The sequence below is a fragment of the Brevundimonas sp. genome, assembly GCF_035626975.1.
GTDB lineage: Bacteria > Pseudomonadota > Alphaproteobacteria > Caulobacterales > Caulobacteraceae > Brevundimonas.
Genome location: NZ_DASPMQ010000020.1, coordinates 70171 through 83342, shown reverse-complemented (window position 1 = coordinate 83342; position 13172 = coordinate 70171). Strand labels below are relative to the sequence as shown.

Genomic DNA, 13172 nt, shown 5'->3' with positions numbered 1-13172 from the left:
CTTGAGATTTTCGCGCCGTGGACGTGTGCTCCGCGGCGTTTTCCGTTCGAAGGTTTGACTGATGGCCAACAACCCCGGCGCCAAGAAAGCGATCCGCAAGATCGCCGCCCGCACCGAAGTGAACAAGGCGCGCCGCACGCGCGTCCGCACCTTCCTGCGCAAGTTTCAGGAAGCCGTGACGGGCGGCGACGCCGGCGCCGCGAAGACCGCTTTCGTCGAGGCGCAGTCCGAGCTGATGCGCGCCGTGACCAAGGGCGTGGTTCACAAGAACACGGGCTCGCGCAAGGTGTCGCGGCTGGCCGCCCAGCTGAAGAAAATGTCGGCCGCCTGATCTGACGGCGGCGGACGGCCTTTCACGCGGCTGTCACGGTAAATTCGAGTGATTTCAACGGCGAGGGCGCAACCGCTCCCTCGCCGTTTGCACGTGCGCCGCTAACCTTTCCGGCCTGAAATCGTGCTCGCCCCGGTGGCGAAAACGGGTATTTCGTTGACGGCGTTTGGCTTTAGCGGAGTCAAACAATTTAACTGCATTCAACGAATCGAATCAGCGTTGACGGCCCCCGCTCCCGGCGTAAGTTTGGGCCTCTAACGCACTTCCATCCCCACACGGATGAACACGGCGCGGGACCAGTTTCGCGTCGGCGTGAGATGTCTGATCGAGAGCATGACCCCACCCCGGGCGGCGCCCAGCCGCACCGGACAGGAGAAGTCGTCCCCGCATCAGGCCTCTCTGAAGGGCGTCAGGTGATGGACTCTTTTGGCGGGTGGCTGAACATGGCGGGGGGCGCACAGATGGCGGGCATGACCGATCCGGACCGGATCTGGACCGAGGCGGCGGGTCGCCTGCGCAGCGAAATCGGCGAGGGCGCCTTCAGCTCCTACATCGCCCCCTCGGCGGTCCGCGCCGACGGCGCCGGCCAGCTGATCCTCGTCACCCCGACAGCCTACGCCCGGGACTGGGTGCGCAAGAACGCTCTGCGCCGCATGAACGAGCTGTGGCTCGGTCTGGACGGCCTGTCGCGCCGCCTCGAAGTCCGCTGCCGGGCCGAGATGGGCTCGACCCCGCCAGCGTCGCAGGTCGCGGCCGGCCGCGCCGAGGCGCCCGCCTCCGCCACCGTTCTGCCGATGCCGATGGCCACGGTCGGCCCGGTGGCCGACGGCGCCCGCGCCGTGCGCGCCGCCGGCCTGCAGGAGCGCCTCAACTTCGACAGCTTCGTGGAAGGCCAGGGCAACGCCTTCGCCCTCGCCATCGCCCGTCAGGCCGCCGCCTGGGCCGACGGCCACTTCAACCCGATCTTCTTCTGCGGCCCCTACGGCTACGGCAAGACCCACCTGCTCAACGCCATCGCCTGGGAAGCCCAGCGCCTGCGCCCCGACGCCCGGGTGGTCTATCTGACCGCCGAGCGTTTCCTGTCGACCTTCGTGCGCGCCATGCAGGACCGCTCGACCGCGGCCTTCAAGGAGAGCCTGCGCGGGGCCGACATGCTGCTGATCGACGACGTCCAGTTCGTCGGCGGCAAGGCCTCGACCCAGGAAGAGCTGCTTTCGACGCTGACCGCCCTGATCGAGGACGGCAAACGCATCGTCCTGTCCGCCGACCGCCCGCCGATGGCCCTGACCGAAGTCGAGCCGCGCCTGCGCAGCCACCTCGCCTCCGGCCTGACCTGCCCGGTCGAGCCCGCCGACCGCGCCCTCAAGCTGGCCGTGGCCCGCAACCGCATCGCCGCCCTGGCCAGCCTCGGCGTCGTCTCGGGCGAGGCCCGCCCCGACGTGCTCGAGCATCTGGTCGACCGGACCCCCGGCTCGATGCGCGAACTGGAAGGCGCCGTGAACACCCTGGCCGCCGTCGCCGGGGCGCGTCTGGCGGCCCTGACCGTCGACGAGACCCAGACGCTGCTCGGCTCGGCCCTGCGCGGCGGACCCGAACGCCGCATCACCGTCGACGAGATCCAGAAGACCGTCGCCGAGCATTTCACCCTCAAGCAGGCGGACCTGCTGTCGGAGCGCCGCACCCGTTCGGTGGCCCGGCCGCGCCAGATCGCCATGTGGCTGTGCAAGCAGCATACGACCCGGTCCTATCCGGACATCGGCCGCCGCTTCGGCGGGCGCGACCACACCACGGTGCTGCACGGCGTGCGCAAGATCGAGGAACTGATCGCGCTCGACGACCAGATCGCCCGGGACGTCGAGGCCCTGACGCGCAAGCTCAGGGGCTAGGGCGCCGTCGGACTGAAAACAGGGTCTGAATGGTCTGAATGGTCTGAACAGTCTGAACGGTCCGACCGCGCGGTCCGCGTGGGCGGCCTTCAGCGGCGCGGCCCATGTTGCAATTGTCAAAGACCGGGACGACGACACGGGCACAGTCTACGCCCCGCCCGCCCTGTGGCGGGTTCGCGGCGTCGGGAAAACGCCAGATCGCTGATCCAGCGACGAATTTTCGGCTGAACCCGACTATAGATTCCCGGATTGTCAGCACAGCGTCACGGCGCCGGGGACGCCGCCGGACGGTTGTCCACAGACAGTGACCGCCTCGTCCCGGATCACGCGTCACGGAGCCGACGCCCCTTCCTTGCCCCCGCGCGCCAATCCGCTAGTGTCCAAGGCCCTCTATTCGCGGTGACGCTTTGAGTCGCCGCACCCCGGGCGAGACGACATGCAGCTGACCATCGAACGATCCGCGCTCCTCAAGGCCCTCGGGCACGTGCAGAGCGTGGTGGAACGGCGCAACACCATTCCGATCCTGTCGAACGTCCTGCTCAGCGCCGGCCGCGACAAGCTCAGCTTCGCCGCCACCGATCTCGACATGGAGATGGTCGACGAGGCCGAGGCCCAGGTGAACGTCGAGGGCCAGATCACCGCCCCGGCCCACACCCTGTATGAAATCGTCCGCAAGCTGCCCGACGGCGCCGAGGTCTCGCTGAGCTACAACGGCGACGATCCGCGACTGGTGGTCCAGGCCGGCCGCTCGAAATTCAACCTCCCGGTCCTGCCGGCCGGCGACTTCCCGGTCATGTCGACCGACACCTCGGGCACGCGCTTCGCCCTGCCCAAGGAGGACCTCGCCCGGCTGATCGACAAGACCCGGTTCGCGGTCTCGACCGAGGAGACCCGCTACTATCTGAACGGCCTGTATCTCCACACCGTCGCCGAGAACGGCATTCCCCTGCTGCGCGCCGTGGCCACCGACGGCCACCGTCTGGCCCTGGCCGAGACCCCGGCCCCCGAGGGCGCCGCCGGCGGCCCGGGCGTGATCGTGCCGCGCAAGACCATCGACCAGGTCCGCCGCCTGCTCGACGACGGCTCCGGCCCGGTCGAGGTCATGGTCAGCCCGCAGAAGATCCGCTTCGAGTTCGGCCAGGCCTCCCTGACCTCCAAGGTCATCGACGGCGCCTTCCCCGACTACATGCGCGTCATCCCCAAGGGCAACGACAAGCAGGCCGACATCGACAACGCCGTCTTCGCCTCGGCCGTCGACCGGGTGGCCACCATCTCGGCCGAGAAGAGCCGCAGCGTGAAACTGGCCTTCGAGCTGGACCGCGTCACCCTGACGGTGCGCAACATGGAGGCCGGCCAGGGCGTCGAGGAGGTCGAGATCGGCTACTCCGAAGAGCCGTTCGAGATCGGCTTCAACGCCCGCTACCTGCTCGACGTCGCCGGCCAGATCACCGGCGAGACCGCCCACTTCAAATTCGCCGACCCGGCCAGCCCGACCCTGGTCCTCGATCCGGGCGATCCGGGCGTGCAGTACGTGCTGATGCCGCTGCGGGTGTAGGGAACAAATAGTCCGCTCATCCCGGCGAAAGCCGGGACCCAGTGCTTTCGTTGCGTACGGAGGTTCCGGTTGGCGTTCTTCACCTACATCGTCGCCAGCCAGCGCAACGGGATGCTCTATATACCGGCTCGACCGACAACCTGATCAAGCGAATCAATGAACATCGGGACGGGCGTTTCGGAGGCTTCACCGACAAGTACGGCGTGGCGCTTCTCGTCTGGTATGAGATTCACGAGACCCGGCATGCCGCCTTCGTCCGCGAGCGTCAGATCAAGGAATGGAAGCGGGTCTGGAAGCTTGAGCTGATCGAAAAATCGAACCCCGGCTGGATCGATCTGATGGACACCTTCGGACTACCTGAGTGATCGGCCCTCCATCCGCTCATCCCGGCGAAAGCCGGGACCCGGTTCTGTCCAGCGTGACGTCAGTGCTTCAGGACGAGGGGTGGTGCGAGGCTTCTCCGACGCATCACCCAAAGTACTGGGTCCCGGCTTTCGCCGGGATGAGCGGATTGGTGTAGTCACCCACTCGTGATCACCGCCCTCACCCTCACCGACTTCCGCTCCTATGCGAGTGCGACCCTGTCCATCGCGGCGGGGACGGTGGTGCTGCATGGGCCGAACGGGGCGGGGAAGACCAATCTGCTGGAGGCGCTGAGCCTGTTCACCCCGGGCAAGGGGCTGCGCGGGGCCAGCGCGCCGGAGATGGGGCGGCGGGAGCCGGGGGAGACGACCGGCCGGGCCTGGGCCGTGGCGGCGGTGCTGACCGACGGCGACGGCGAGACGAAGCTCGGCACCGGGGTGCAGTCGCCCGGCGCGGCGCGGCGGATCGTGCGCATCGATGGCGAGACGGCGCAGCCGGGGCGGCTGCTGGACCATCTGCGGCCGGTGTGGGCGACGCCGGAGCAGGACCGGCTGTTCTCCGACGCCCGGGCCGAGCGGCTGAAATTCTTCGATCGGCTGGTGTTCGCGGCCGACCCGGATCACGCCGCCTCGGTCTCCGGCTATGAGAAGGCGCTGCGCGAGCGGCTGCGGCTGCTCACCGACGGGGCGGAGGGTCAGCCCGCCGATCCGCTGTGGCTGGATGCGCTGGAGCTGCGGCTCGGCGAGGCGGGGGCCGCCGCCGCCCTGGCTCGCGCCGCCGCGCTCACCACCCTGCAAGCCGCCATCGACGGGCGGGGCGACCGGCCGTTCCCGCAGGCCGACCTGGGCCTGACCGGCGAGGCCGAGGCCATGGCCGCCGCCGGGGCCGGTCCGGAAGCGATCGCCGAGTCGATCCGCGAGGGCATGAGCCGCAGCCGCGCCCGCGACGCCGCGGCCGGGCGCTCGCTGTACGGGCCGCACCGCTCCGACCTGACCGCCCTGCACCGCGAGAAGAACCGCCCCGCAGCGGAAGGCTCGTCGGGCGAGCAGAAGGCGCTGGTGCTGAACCTGATCCTCGCCCAGATCGCCCGTCTGGCGGATCAGCCGGCCGCGCCGATCCTGCTGCTGGACGAGGCCCCGGCCCACCTCGACACGCGCCGCCGCGCCGCCCTGTTCGACGAGATCGAGGCGCTGGGGTTGCAGGCGTTTCTCACCGGCACGGAGGCGGAGCTGTTCGAGCCCCTGCGCGGCCGGGCGCAGTTCGTGCGGGTCGAGGGCGGGGGGCTGACCGTCGAGGCCTAGATGTCGTCGCCCGACAGCGGCCGGATTTCGGAGAACAGCCCGGCCGCGTCGGTGCGCACGACGAAGTCCAGCGTCCGTCGCTCGAACCGCACGCGATACCGGCGGCGAAGTTCGCCCGCCTCACCGGGACGCTCGTCCATCAGCTCCACCGCCTGCAGCGGGCCCACCGCGGCGAGCATGGCCTGGCCGAAGTCCTGATAGAAGGGCACCAGCCCCTCCTGACCCTCGGCCGTGAAGACAGCCGGCTCGACCCGGCCCGCCACCGCCTCTTCCAGCATCCGGCGCAGGGCGGCCGTCATCTCCGGCCGGGAGTCGGCGATGGCCGCCGCCTCCGGCGCCGGAGGCAGGCTCAGGTCGGCGATGGCGTGCGACAGCAGCGGGTAGAAGCGGCGTTGATTGGTCAGGACGATCACCGTCAGCCTTTCCGACGGCACGTGCATGACGTCGGCGAGCGCCGGGCCTCCGGTGTGGCCTACGGTCGTCCGCCCATGGTAGCGGTCGAACGTCCAGCCGACCCCGAAGCCGCCGTCGCGCCCGTCATTGAGCCGGGCCGGCGAGGTCAGCAGGGCGAAGCTCTCCGGCTTGAGCAGGCGGCCGCCGTCCAGCGCCGCCATCAGCGTGGCGATGTCGCGGGCCGAACTGTACAGGCCCCCCGCGGCGTAGGCGTGGACCGGATAGATGAACGCCTCGTCCCGCTGGACGCCGTCGCGCCATCCGTAGACCCGGGCGCTGCCCGGCATGATCTCCGCCGCGCGCACCGAGCCGGTCTCCCGCATCATGCTGAAGCCGGTATGGGTCAGCCCCAGCGGCTCGACGATCTCGCGCCGCACAAGCTCCGGGTAGGACAGGCCCGAGGCCTTCTCCATGATCGCCGTCATAACCACGAAGTCGGTCAGCCCGTAGCGGGACTCCGTTCCCGTGGGATACGCCAGCGGCAGCGTCATCGCCTCGATCGCCACCTCCCGCGTCGTCGCTGTATTGGGCAGCCCCCTTACCTCTCCCAGCCCCGAGGTATGGCCCGCCAGATGGCGCACCGTGATCCCGTTCCAGCTCTCGGGCGCGCCCTCGAAAAAGGTCGGAATCGGATCGTCCAGAGACAGCGTCCCCTGTTCGACCAGCCGCATCAAAACGACGCCGGCGACGACCTTCGACGCCGAGGCGGTCTGGAAGGGCGTGTCCGGGGTGACCGGGGACTCCCACTCGAGGTTGGCCTGGCCGTACCCTTCCAGCTTGACGATCCGGCCGTCCTCGACCAGCGCCACGGCCGCCCCGGGAATGTGGGCGGCCTCCATATAGCCGCGCACGAGGTCGTCGACCGGATCGGCCAGCGCCGGCCCGCCACCGGTGAGGAACAGGGCACCCGCAAAGGCGGGAACGAGCATCAGGCGGCGTACAGACATCGGAGGCTCCAGAGGGGACGCTCAAGCTTGAGCGCGGGCCAACGGAGCCGCCAGTTAAACCTCGGCAAGGTTTCGGGCGGAGTTCCGCCGCAGGCTCACCCGAACTCCGCCTCGAGATCTGACAGGCGCGCGGCCTGGTCCTCGGCGATCAGGGCGTTGAGCATCGGGTCGAGGTCGCCCTCGAGGATCTGCGGCAGGCTGTGCAGGGTCAGGCCGATGCGGTGATCGGTGACCCGGCCCTGCGGGAAGTTGTAGGTGCGGATGCGCTCGGACCGGTCGCCCGAGCCGACCTGGGACTTGCGCGCGTCGGAGCGGGCGTTGTCCTTCATCTGGCGCTGCATGTCGTAGAGGCGGACGCGCAGGTTCTTCATCGCCTTGTCGCGGTTGACGTGCTGGCTCTTCTCCGACGAGGTCACCACGATGCCCGAGGGGAAGTGGGTGATGCGCACGGCCGAATCGGTCTTGTTGACGTGCTGGCCGCCCGAGCCGGAGGCGCGGAAGGTGTCGATGCGGATGTCCTTGTCGTGGATCTCGATCTCGACGTCCTCGACCTCGGGCAGGACCGCGACGGTCGCCGCCGAAGTGTGGATGCGGCCGCCCGCCTCGGTGGTCGGCACGCGCTGGACGCGGTGCACGCCGCTCTCGAACTTCAGCCGGCCGAACACGCCCTCGCCGGTGACGGTGGCGATGATCTCCTTGTAGCCGCCGGCCTCGCCCTCGGTGGCGGAGTCGACCTCGACCTTCCAGCCGCGGTTGGCGGCGTAGCGCGAATACATGCGGAACAGGTCGCCCGCGAACAGGGCGGCCTCGTCGCCGCCGGTGCCGGCGCGGACCTCCAGCACCGCCGAGGCGTTCTCGTCGGCGTCGCGCGGGGCCAGCAGCAGGGCCACCTCCCGCTCCATGTCGGGCAGGGTCTCCCTGAGCGCCTGAAGTTCGTCCGCCGCCATCTCTGCCATTTCGGGATCGGCGGCCATGGCCTCCAGATCGGCCATGTCGGCGCGGGTCTTCGCCAGGGCCATGACCGCGTCGGCCACCGGCTTCATCTCGGCGTGCTCTTTCGACAGGCGCACGATCTCCTGGCCGTCGCTGGCCGCGCCCATGCGCGCTTCCACCTGATGGAAGCGGTCGAGCACCTGATCGAGCCGGGCCTGGGGCAGTCGCAAGGGAGAGGTCCTGTCTGACGGGAGGGGAGCCTTAGCCCATTTTTGCTTCAGGTCGAATCGACCTGAATCCAAAAAATGGGCCGGATTCAAAGCGGAGCGAAATCTGAGCCTTGATCGACGTCGATCAAGACCGATTTCGCTCTGGCGCGACGGCCGCCAGCCTGTCGATGGACCGGTGCGCAACCAAATGCATCGCCTCGCCTTTCATCGAAGACGGCGACGCTTCGTCGAGGCCATAAGGGGGCGCATGGACACGTTTTTGCTCTTCCTGCTGGTGGGCTTCCTGGCCCAGGCCGTGGATGGCGCCCTCGGCATGGCCTATGGCGTCATCTCCTCATCAGTGCTGCTGGCCTTCGGCGTGCCGCCGGCGACGGCCTCAGCGAGCGTGCACGGCGCCGAGGTCTTCACCACCGCGGCCTCGGCCGGGAGCCACATCCTGCACCGGAACGTCGACTGGCGACTGCTGGCGCCGCTGGCGGTCGCCGGGGTGATCGGCGGCTGCCTGGGGGCCTATGTGCTGACCGGCGTCGAGGGCGACGTCATCAAGCCGTTCGTGATCGCCTATCTGGCGCTGATGGGCCTCTACATCCTGTGGCGCGCCGGCCATGACATCCGGATCCGCCGCATCGCGGCGTGGATCACGGCCCCGTTGGGGCTGGTCGGCGGCTTTCTGGACGCCGTCGGCGGAGGCGGCTGGGGACCGACCGTGTCCTCGACCCTGGTCGGCGCCGGGCAGGAGCCGCGCCGGGCCATCGGCACGGTCAACACCGCCGAATTCTTCCTCGCCGTGGCCATCAGCGCCGCCTTCGTCTGGGCGCTGCTGTCGGGCCACTGGCGCGACGCGGACGCGCTGCAGAACCACGCCGCCGCGGTGGGCGGGCTGGTGGTCGGCGGCCTGGCGGCCGCGCCCTTCGCCGGCCTGATCGCCAAGCGCGTGCCGCGGCGGGTGTTGACCTATGCCGTCGGCGGCCTGCTGCTGGCGCTGGCGGGGTTTCAGGGGCTCCAGCTGGCGGGGGTGGTGGCCTGAAACGACAAGGGCGGGACCGGCTGAGCCGATCCCGCCCCTTCGTCGTGACGTCGATCCGATCAGCGCGCGGTGGCGCGGAAGCGGGTCAGGAACTGCTTGATGTTTTCCTTGATCGACTTCTCGTTCGCCAGACGCAGGCGTTCGGTGGCCACGAACGCCTCGCCCATGCCGGCGGTGCCGGTGGCGGAGACGGTGTCATTGAAGATGACCCGGCCATCGCTGGTGACCGAGTACTGGATGCGGCTGGTGACCGACAGATCCAGACCCGCCATCGGCTGCTGCAGTTGGACCATGTTCGCCGTGACCACCATGTTCGGCCCGTCCGAGCCCATGTAGCCAGCGGCGGCGAGGGACGTCTCAAGGGCGGTCTTGAGGTCCTGGTTGGAGACCTGGGCGGTCCACAGCGGGTTGGTCTCCGAACCGCCGCTGACGATCACCGAGGTGACCGCGTGGTAGCCCGGATCACCCGGGGCGGCGGTCAGTCCCGACGTCGCGGCCAGGCTCATGGCCTCCGGACGCGACGGCGTGGCGCAGGCGGCCAGGCCCATGAGGGAGACGACGGCGGCGGCGGCGGCGAGGCGCCGGAACATCGCGGCGCGGCTCATTCGCCGGCCCCGGCTGCGGTCGCGGCCGCGGCGGCCTGACGATCGGCCTCGCCGGCGCGCCAGGCGGCCTCTTCGGCCGGCGTGCGCAGGGTGACGACCAGCGGATTCGGCGTCAGGTCCTTCATGGCGCCCGAGTTGGCGTCGACCGTCATGCCGATCAGGCCGCCGACCAGGACATTGCCCGCGAAGCCGGCGCCGCCGGCGCCCGACATGCCACTGGCGATCTCGTGCTCCTGGGTGACATACCCGTCCATCGAGACGGTGGCCCGGAAGGCGTCCTTGCGCGGCATGCGGAAGGTGCAGGGCGTGGCGTCGCACTGGAAGCCGTTCGAGGTCGAGACGCTGGCTCCGGGCGGCGTGCTCTCTACGGTGAAGGCCTGGGTGGTGCCGCGCGTGATGGTGGCGCAGGCAGGCAGCGACAGCGCCACGCCGACGAGCGTGAGCGCACGCGCCGCGAAGCGCGCGTTACGGTTGAAAATCATGAAAAGCCCCTAGGATTACAAGCCCACCCCCCCGGCGAGCCTTTCGTCTAGTGGCATCGGGCGGGCCCGCGGTCAATCACCAAAGAGTGATCGACAGGTCAACCAGGCCGGGTATCCGCAAAGCTCGGCCGGATCTCCAGCGCCGCCTGCAGCGCCACCAGGCCGGGGCGGCCGGTCTTCCAGTCGAAGTCCGGATGGCGGAAGCCGATCCAGGTCGCCGCCACACCGGCCGTGATCACGCCCATGTCGAGGCGGGCCGCGTCGGGTTCCGCCGCCTCGAGCGCATCCAGCGCCCGGCCCATGTTGGTCGTCCAGCGCGCGATCCACGACGGCGATCGTTCGTGTTCGGGCCGGCGCTTCTCCAGCAACAGTTTGACGCCCATCTCGAGCGCCCCGTTGGCCAGGGTCTCGAGCCGCCGCACCCGCAGCCGCTCCGGACCGCCCTCGGGCAGCAGGCGCGGCCCGGCGCCGAGCGCGTCCAGATATTCGCAGATCACCGGACTGTCGTTGAGCGGCAGGCCGTCCTCCGCGATCAGGGTCGGGACCTGGACCAGCGGGTTGGACGCCAGCAGTTCGGGCGCATTGGCGTAGGGATCGACCGCGATCTCCTCGATGCGGTCGATCAGCCCCTTCTCGCGGGCCACGATCCGGCATTTGCGGGCGTAGGGGGAGGGTCCGGAGATGTAGAGTTTCATGTCACTCCGCGGCGTGAAGGGCGGGTCCGGCGGCCGGTTCGGCGGCCTGGGCGGCCTCCAGTTCGGCGGCCCTGGCTTCGACCAGTTCGACGATGTGGTCGATCATGCCGTCATTGGCCAGCTTGTGGGCCATCTTGCCGTTCAGATAGACCATGCCCGCCCCCTTGCCGCCGCCGGTGAAGCCGACGTCGGTGTAGAGCGCCTCGCCGGGGCCGTTGACGACGCAGCCGATGATCGACAGCGACATCGGCGTGGTCACATGGGCCAGCTTCTCCTCGAGAATGCCGACCGTCTCGATGACGTTGAAACCCTGACGCGCGCACGACGGGCAGGCGATGATGTTGACGCCCCGGTGGCGCAGGCCCAGCGACTTGAGGATGTCGAAGCCGACCTTGATCTCCTCGACCGGATCCGCGGCCAGGGAGACCCGGATGGTGTCGCCGATGCCCGCCCACAGCATCGAACCCAGGCCGATGGCCGACTTGATGGTGCCCGACCGCAGCGGCCCGGCCTCGGTCACGCCCAGATGCAGCGGGCAGTCGATGGCGTCGGCCAGCTGCTGGTAGGCGGCCACCGTCAGGAAGGGGTCGGACGCCTTCACCGAAATCTTGAACTCGTGGAAGTCGTGGTCCTGCAGGATACGGGCGTGGCTCAGCGCGCTCTCGACCATCGCCTCGGGACAGGGCTCGCCATACTTCTCCAGCAGGTCGCGCTCCAGCGAGCCGGCGTTGACGCCGATGCGCATCGAACAGCCGTGGTCCCGGGCGGCCTGGATGACCTCGCGGACGCGGTCGGCGCTTCCGATGTTGCCCGGATTGATGCGCAGGCAGGCGGCGCCGGCCTGGGCGGCCTCGATGCCGCGCTTGTAGTGAAAATGAATGTCGGCGACGAGCGGGACCCGCGACTCGCGGGCGATGGTGCGGAAGGCCGCGGTCGAGTCCTCGTCCGGGCAGGAGACGCGCACGATGTCGGCGCCGGCTTCCTCAAGCTGACGGATCTGGTCGAGCGTCGCCGCCGCGTCCGAGGTCGGCGTATTGGTCATCGACTGGACGGTGATCGGCGCGCCGCCGCCCACGGGCACGCGCCCGACCATGATCTGGCGGCTCTTGCGGCGCTCGATATGGCGCCACGGGCGGATGTGCCCGAGTTCGGATGCGTGGTCGTGGCTCATGTCGGGGACAACATAGGCGCAGGAATGCGGCATGGCCACGACGCGCGACGTCGCGGATCAGCCTCCGGCGGTGGGGGCGACGGGGTTCTGCATCGCCGTGGCCTGAAGCTGGGCCTGGGCCTGCGCCTGGACGGCGGCGGTTCGCGCGGCCTCGGTGCGGGCCGCGACGGCGGCGGCGGCCTGGCGAGCCAGGGTCTGGGCGCGGAGGTTCAGCTGGTTCAGCGGGGTCTGGACGGCCGCAAGCGCCCCGCCGTGCTCGCCGTTCAGATAGACATCGAACGCCGACACGTTCTGCACCTCGACCGTGGCCGCGACACCGACCGGCGCGCGCCAGGCGTCGCCGGCGGCGAGTTGCCGGGCGAACAGCACGCGTCCGTCGGCCATGCGCACGATCAGATAGGCGGACTCGCGGGCCTGAAGCACGACCTGCGAGGCGCTGGCCGAGGCGCCGTAGATGGCCCCGCGCGGGTTGAAGGCCTTCTGCACCGGCGGGGCGCCGGCGGCGGCCGCGGCGATGCCTTCGGGCGACGCGGGATCGATCCCGGTCAACTCGGCTTCAAGGCCGGGCGTGATGTAGAGGGCCGGGACCGTCTGGTCCGGCGGAGCCGGGCGCGGCGCGGACAGACGCATGAACTGTCCCTGTCCCGGCACGGCGCCGAGCGTCCAGCTTTCCGGAACGGTGGCGATGTCGGACGGCTCCGGCGCGCGCATCAGGCTGACGCGCTGGAAGACATTCCAGCCGACCACGGCCAGGACCAGCGCCAGGCCGGCGGCGATCAGACGGGGCGAATAGCGTCTCACATCCTCGAAGGCGACGCCGACCGGCGGCTGCAACGGCACCGAGGGGTCGGGGCTCTCGCGCTTGAACCGCTCGACGGCCAGCTGTTCGTCCAGCCCCAGGGCGGCGGCGTAGGCGCGGACGTAGCCGATCGAGAAGACCCGGTTGGGCAGCACCGAAAAGTCGTTCTGCTCCAGCGCGGTCAGATAGCGGGCCGGCACCCGGGTGATGCTGGAAAGCTCGGCCAGCGAACGGCCGGAATGGGTCCTGGCGATGCGCAGGCCGTCGCCGAGAGTCGGCGCGTCCGTGACGGAAGGAACCACGTCCTTCCAGTCGGCGGGACTCCGAAACTCTTCGGGGGTGTTCCCCGTATCCAGCGCCATCCGGCCTGACCCCATACTCGGCGCGCGCAGGA

General features: G+C 69.7%; 13 protein-coding genes. 6 read left to right on the top strand and 7 right to left on the bottom strand.

Annotated elements, in window-relative coordinates:
- Positions 1 to 61 precede the first annotated feature (61 nt).
- From rpsT to recF, 5 genes are all read left to right on the top strand, one after another.
- On the top strand, positions 62 to 331 hold the full coding sequence (gene rpsT, locus VEB62_RS06310; RefSeq protein ID WP_324774211.1) for a 30S ribosomal protein S20: 270 nt from the start codon (positions 62 to 64) through the stop codon (positions 329 to 331).
- Between the two features lie 416 nt (positions 332 to 747).
- Complete coding sequence (gene dnaA, locus VEB62_RS06305) at positions 748 to 2217, top strand: chromosomal replication initiator protein DnaA (RefSeq protein WP_414641987.1); 1470 nt, start codon at positions 748 to 750, stop codon at positions 2215 to 2217.
- Between the two features lie 436 nt (positions 2218 to 2653).
- Complete coding sequence (dnaN, locus tag VEB62_RS06300; RefSeq protein WP_324796897.1) at positions 2654 to 3772, top strand: DNA polymerase III subunit beta; 1119 nt, start codon at positions 2654 to 2656, stop codon at positions 3770 to 3772.
- A 41-nt stretch (positions 3773 to 3813) separates the two neighbouring features.
- The gene (locus VEB62_RS06295) at positions 3814 to 4137 is read left to right on the top strand and encodes a GIY-YIG nuclease family protein (protein WP_324796894.1); all 324 of its coding nucleotides are present in this window, start codon (positions 3814 to 3816) and stop codon (positions 4135 to 4137) included.
- A 165-nt stretch (positions 4138 to 4302) separates the two neighbouring features.
- Positions 4303 to 5436, top strand: coding sequence for a DNA replication/repair protein RecF (gene recF, locus VEB62_RS06290; RefSeq protein ID WP_324796891.1), 1134 nt, complete (start codon positions 4303 to 4305; stop codon positions 5434 to 5436).
- Here recF and VEB62_RS06285 read toward each other — a convergent pair.
- A complete protein-coding gene (locus VEB62_RS06285) occupies positions 5433 to 6836 on the bottom strand; it encodes a serine hydrolase domain-containing protein (RefSeq protein WP_324796889.1) in 1404 nt (467 codons plus the stop codon). The two genes, recF and VEB62_RS06285, sit on opposite strands and share 4 nt — an antisense overlap.
- A 95-nt stretch (positions 6837 to 6931) precedes the next feature.
- Positions 6932 to 7999: a peptide chain release factor 1 gene (prfA, locus tag VEB62_RS06280; protein ID WP_324796887.1), complete on the bottom strand. Its 1068-nt coding sequence runs from the start codon at positions 7997 to 7999 to the stop codon at positions 6932 to 6934.
- Between the two features lie 247 nt (positions 8000 to 8246).
- On the opposite strand from prfA, the gene VEB62_RS06275 reads away from it, so the two are divergent.
- Positions 8247 to 9026: a sulfite exporter TauE/SafE family protein gene (locus VEB62_RS06275; protein WP_324796884.1), complete on the top strand. Its 780-nt coding sequence runs from the start codon at positions 8247 to 8249 to the stop codon at positions 9024 to 9026.
- A 59-nt stretch (positions 9027 to 9085) separates the two neighbouring features.
- On the opposite strand, the gene VEB62_RS06270 is transcribed toward VEB62_RS06275, so the two are convergent.
- From VEB62_RS06270 to VEB62_RS06250, 5 genes are all read right to left on the bottom strand, one after another.
- Positions 9086 to 9631 (bottom strand): hypothetical protein, encoded by a 546-nt coding sequence (locus VEB62_RS06270; RefSeq protein WP_324796882.1) that lies wholly within the window; start codon positions 9629 to 9631, stop codon positions 9086 to 9088.
- Positions 9628 to 10113, bottom strand: coding sequence for a translation initiation factor 2 (locus tag VEB62_RS06265; RefSeq protein WP_324796879.1), 486 nt, complete (start codon positions 10111 to 10113; stop codon positions 9628 to 9630). Before VEB62_RS06265 ends, VEB62_RS06270 begins: the two co-directional genes overlap by 4 nt.
- 98 nt (positions 10114 to 10211) lie before the next feature.
- Entirely contained in the window at positions 10212 to 10808 is a 597-nt protein-coding gene (locus VEB62_RS06260; RefSeq protein ID WP_324796876.1) for a glutathione S-transferase N-terminal domain-containing protein, read from the bottom strand.
- Between the two features lies 1 nt (position 10809).
- Positions 10810 to 11979, bottom strand: a complete 1170-nt coding sequence (gene ispG, locus VEB62_RS06255) for a flavodoxin-dependent (E)-4-hydroxy-3-methylbut-2-enyl-diphosphate synthase (protein WP_324796874.1) — start codon at positions 11977 to 11979, stop codon at positions 10810 to 10812.
- A gap of 57 nt (positions 11980 to 12036) precedes the next feature.
- Entirely contained in the window at positions 12037 to 13080 is a 1044-nt protein-coding gene (locus tag VEB62_RS06250) for a helix-turn-helix domain-containing protein (RefSeq protein ID WP_324796870.1), read from the bottom strand.
- Between the last annotated feature and the right edge of the window lie 92 nt (positions 13081 to 13172).

Coding starts and splice junctions, on each gene's coding strand:
- dnaN (WP_324796897.1), top strand. CDS start 2,654: ATGCAGCTGACCATCGAACGATCCGCGCTCCTCAAGGCCCTCGGGCAC.
- VEB62_RS06260 (WP_324796876.1), bottom strand. CDS start 10,808: ATGAAACTCTACATCTCCGGACCCTCCCCCTACGCCCGCAAATGCCGG.
- VEB62_RS06265 (WP_324796879.1), bottom strand. CDS start 10,113: ATGATTTTCAACCGTAACGCGCGCTTCGCGGCGCGTGCGCTCACGCTC.
- dnaA (WP_414641987.1), top strand. CDS start 748: ATGGACTCTTTTGGCGGGTGGCTGAACATGGCGGGGGGCGCACAGATG.
- VEB62_RS06285 (WP_324796889.1), bottom strand. CDS start 6,836: ATGTCTGTACGCCGCCTGATGCTCGTTCCCGCCTTTGCGGGTGCCCTG.
- rpsT (WP_324774211.1), top strand. CDS start 62: ATGGCCAACAACCCCGGCGCCAAGAAAGCGATCCGCAAGATCGCCGCC.
- ispG (WP_324796874.1), bottom strand. CDS start 11,979: ATGAGCCACGACCACGCATCCGAACTCGGGCACATCCGCCCGTGGCGC.
- VEB62_RS06275 (WP_324796884.1), top strand. CDS start 8,247: ATGGACACGTTTTTGCTCTTCCTGCTGGTGGGCTTCCTGGCCCAGGCC.
- VEB62_RS06270 (WP_324796882.1), bottom strand. CDS start 9,631: ATGAGCCGCGCCGCGATGTTCCGGCGCCTCGCCGCCGCCGCCGCCGTC.